The sequence below is a fragment of the Frankia sp. CcWB2 genome, from assembly GCF_977927585.1.
Genome location: NZ_CDWRCM010000026.1, coordinates 20,555 through 24,440 on the forward strand (window position 1 = coordinate 20,555; position 3,886 = coordinate 24,440).

Genomic DNA, 3,886 nt, shown 5'->3' on the forward strand with positions numbered 1-3,886 from the left:
CGGCAGCGGCGCGGTGCCCGCCTGGGTCCCGAGCTCCACCCAGCCGACCAGCGCCTCGTCCGACGTCAGCCCGAACGCCTCCCGGACCTCGGCGCTGCCCTGCATCGGCACCGACTTCCAGGCCGAGGCGACGCCGAGCGCGTGCGCGGCCAGGCAGATGTTCTGCGCCGCCGCCGCGGCCGAGGCGTCCTGCTCGGCGACCGGAACCTTCGAACCGACGTGGGAGGCGACGACGGCGATGAGCGCCGGGGAACGGGTGGCCTTGCCGGCGGTCTTGCGGATGACCGGCTCGGGCAACCCGCCGACGGTCTCGGCGGCCCGCTTGATCGCCGCCGCCAGGGTGGCGCGAGCATCGCCCCGCACGACCACGAAGCGCCAGGGCCGCAGCATCTTGTGATCCGGCGCCGTGGTGGCGGCACTAAGTATGATCATAATCTGCTCCGCCGTCGGACCGGGTTCGACGAGCCGGGTCGCTGTACGGCGCGTCATCAGGCAGGCGAGAGCGTCCATGAAAACTCCTTGGGGGATCGCGGTTCGGGGAACCCGGGAAGTACCGGTCTCCCGGCCGGCGACCGCGACCCGGCCGGCGGTGACAGCCGCCGGTGGATCTGGAACAGCGACAGGTTACCGTAGAGATTGCCCCGCTCGAACCTCCGCCGGGAGGCTCTCGTCACCGCCGTCGTTGAAATAGACCATCTGGCCAAGCGATACGGGTCCCAGCGCGCCGTCCGGGACGTGAGTTTCACGGTGCGGGAAGGGAACATCACCGGTTTTCTGGGGCCGAACGGCCCCGGCAAGACAACGACGCCGCGCATCCTGCTGGGTCTGGTCACCCCTGGTTGCTGGCTCTGGTCACCCCTGGCTCCGGCAGCGTGGTGGTCTTTGGTGGCTGCGGGGCGGTCGAGGTGAACGCGGGCGGCTGGGGAGTAGTCGGCTGGGGAGTGTTGGCCCAGGTGGCGGCGCTCCTCGCGGTGCGGCGGGAGCTGCCGTCATGACCGCGCCAAGCCGGCCGTCGGCGGATGAACCGCCCGGGTCGCGCCGTCCCGGCCGGGACTCGACGGTGGCACCGGCGTGGGACGGGTCACCTCAGGCGACTCGGGTACGCACATCCCCCACCGCCTCGGGTCGCGATCGGCCTACCATCCGGCATATGGTGCCGTGCCCGACCTGCGCGGAGGACAACCCCGAGCGGGCGCGCTTCTGCTCCGGATGTGGGAATCCCCTTCCCACCCCGGGGAGCGGCGCCCGGAAAACCGTGACGATCATGTTCGTGGACATCACCGGGTCCACCGACATCGGCGAGAGAATCGACTCCGAACCGCTGCAGCAGGTCATGTGGCGGTTCTTCACCACCGTCCGTGAAGTGATCTACACCCACGGCGGGTCGGTCGAGAAGTTCATTGGCGACGCCGTCTTCGCCGTCTTCGGCATTCCCGTGCTGCACGAGGACGACGCGCTGCGCGCGGGTCGCGCCGCCCTCGACATCCGGGCGGCGATGGAGGCGCTCAACGCCGACCTGCAGCGCGAGTGGGGCCTGAAACTGCGGGTGCGGATCGGGATCAACACCGGCGAGGTGACCGTCGCCGGCGGTGGCGTCACCGGCGATCCGGTGAACGTCGCCTCCCGGCTGGAACACGCCGCTCCCCCTGACGAGATCCTCATCGGGGACACCACCTACCGCTTCATCCGGCACAGCGTCACGGTGAGCCCGCTCGGCCCCTTGGTCGTCCAGGGCAAGCGCGACCCGCTGCGGGTGCACCGATTGATCGGGCTGGTCGACCCGACCGCGGGTCCCGGCAGCCGGGCCCCGACCCACGGCTTCACCGCCCCGGTCATCGGGCGTAACCGGGAACGCCGCCGGCTGCAGGACGCCTTCGAGGCCGTGGTCGAGGAACGCACCTGCCACCTGTTCACCGTGCTGGGCCCGGCGGGCATCGGCAAGTCCCGGATGGTCGGCGAGTTCTGCGCGGCCATGGCGAACCGGGCGACCGTGCTCACCGGGCGTTGCCTGTCCTACGGCGAGGGCATCGCCTACTGGCCGCTGATGGAGATGGTGCGCCAGGCCACCGGTCTGTCCGCCGACGAGAGCGCCCCGGACGGGCGGCGTCGGCTGCGGGAACTGCTCGACGGTGTCACCCAGGCGGCGGAGATCGTCGAGGCGCTCGCGCCCCTGGTGGGGCTGGGCGGCGCGGAACTCGGTCCGCAGGAGAGCTTCTGGGCCGTCCGGTCCTTCTTCCAGGCGCTGGCGGCCCGACGCCCGCTGATCCTGTGGTTCGACGACGTGCACTGGGCCGAGCCGACCCTGCTCGACCTGCTGGAGAACATCGCCGACTGGTCCCGCGACGCCCTCATCATGCTGCTGTGCCTGGCCCGCCCGGAACTGCTGGAGGAGCGGCGGGACTGGGGAGGCGGCAAACTCAACGCCACCTCGATGCTGCTGGCGCCGCTGACCGAGGCACGCTGCCAGCGCCTGATCCGCACCCTGATGGGCTCCGACGACCTCGACCCGGCCCTCGTCTCCCGGATCACTACCTCCGCGGCCGGCAACCCACTGTTCGTCGAGCAGATGGTGGCGGCCCTCGTCGACGACGGCCTGCTGCGCCGGGAGGGCAGCCGGTGGATCGCCACCGGCAGCCTGCGCAACGTGACGGTGCCGCCGACCATCTCGTCCCTGCTCGCGGCCCGGCTCGACCGGCTCGACCCGCCCGAACGGCGGGTCCTTGAACGCGCCGCCATCGTGGGGGAACGCTTCTACCTCGACGCCGTCATCGACCTGTCGGACCCGAACGAACAGCCGATGGTCGCCGCCCACTGCCTGAGCCTGGTCCGCAAGGAACTGGTGCATCCGGACCGGTCCGACCTGCCCGGCGTCGAGGCGTTCCGGTTCCTGCACGTGCTGCTGCGCGACTGCGCCTACCAGTCCACCGCCAAACGGCAGCGCGCCGATCTGCACCAGCGGTTCGCCCAGTGGCTGCAGACCCGGCTGGAGGGCGGCCCCGGTGAGCACGACGAACTGGTCGGCTACCACCTGGAGCAGGCGTTCCGTTACCGGGTGGAGATCGGGCAGCGCGACACCGAGACGGTCGAGCTGGGCCGATCCGCGGCGACCTGTCTGATCGAGGCGGCGGACCGGGTGCGCCAGGGCGACGAGACCGGCGCGGCCCAGCTGCTCAAGCGGGCCATCACCCTGCTGCCCGAGACGGACCCGCTGCGGCTACGGGCCGAGATCGACCTCGGCTGGGCGCTGTACTCGTTCGGCCGGCTCTCCGACGCCGAGCGCATCCTGCGCCAGGTGACCGAGCGGGCCCGGCGCGCCGGGGAGGAGGGCCTGCGGGCCCACGCCCGGCTCGCGTACCTGCGGGTGCTGTTCTCCACCGATCCGGAGGGCCTGGTCGCCAGGACGCTGACCGAAGCCGCGGCGTGCCTGACCAACTTCGTGCAGGCCGGCGACGAGGTCGGCGCGGCGCTCGCCTGCCGCAGCCAGGCCAACGCCTACCTGGCGGCCGGGCAGTTCGCCGCGGCCGAGCGGGCGATGGAGAACGCCGTCCGGCATGCGGAAGAGTCCGGCGTGCCCCGGGCCGCGCAGTCGCTGCGCCGGGAGCTCACCATGCTCATGAGCTGGGGGCCCCGGCCAGTCGCCGTCGGGATCACCCGGGCAAACGAGGCCCTCGACGCCGCTGACGACGACCGGGCTCTGCGTCGGGCCGTGCTCGCCCAGCTCGCGGTCCTCACTGCCATGTCGGGGGATCTGGAGGGCGCGCAGATCCATCTCAAGGCGACCGAGGAGATCGTTCACGACCTGCGCGCCCCTCGGGTCGACCCCTTTCATGGCGGGTTCGTCGTGGCCCGGGTGGCACTGCTCGCCGACGAGCTGGCAGTCGCCGAG

General features: G+C 71.8%; 4 protein-coding genes. 3 read left to right on the top strand and 1 reads right to left on the bottom strand.

What is annotated here, in order from left to right; genetic code table 11:
• A partial coding sequence (locus tag ACY45C_RS04920; RefSeq protein ID WP_462186452.1) for a nitroreductase family protein occupies window positions 1-510 on the bottom strand: 510 nt, incomplete at its 3' end.
• A gap of 237 nt (window positions 511-747) precedes the next feature.
• Here ACY45C_RS04920 and ACY45C_RS04925 point away from each other — a divergent pair.
• The 3 genes from ACY45C_RS04925 to ACY45C_RS04935 form a co-directional block, all read left to right on the top strand.
• The gene (locus ACY45C_RS04925) at window positions 748-909 is read left to right on the top strand and encodes a hypothetical protein (protein ID WP_462186464.1); all 162 of its coding nucleotides are present in this window, start codon (window positions 748-750) and stop codon (window positions 907-909) included.
• Window positions 840-995 carry a hypothetical protein gene (locus ACY45C_RS04930; protein WP_462186465.1) on the top strand — a complete coding sequence of 52 codons (156 nt, stop codon included), beginning with the start codon at window positions 840-842 and terminating at the stop codon, window positions 993-995. The genes ACY45C_RS04925 and ACY45C_RS04930 overlap by 70 nt, the downstream gene beginning before the upstream one ends.
• A gap of 155 nt (window positions 996-1,150) precedes the next feature.
• Window positions 1,151-3,886, top strand: a 2,736-nt coding sequence (locus ACY45C_RS04935; RefSeq protein ID WP_462186453.1) for an ATP-binding protein, incomplete at its 3' end; no start/stop codon positions are given.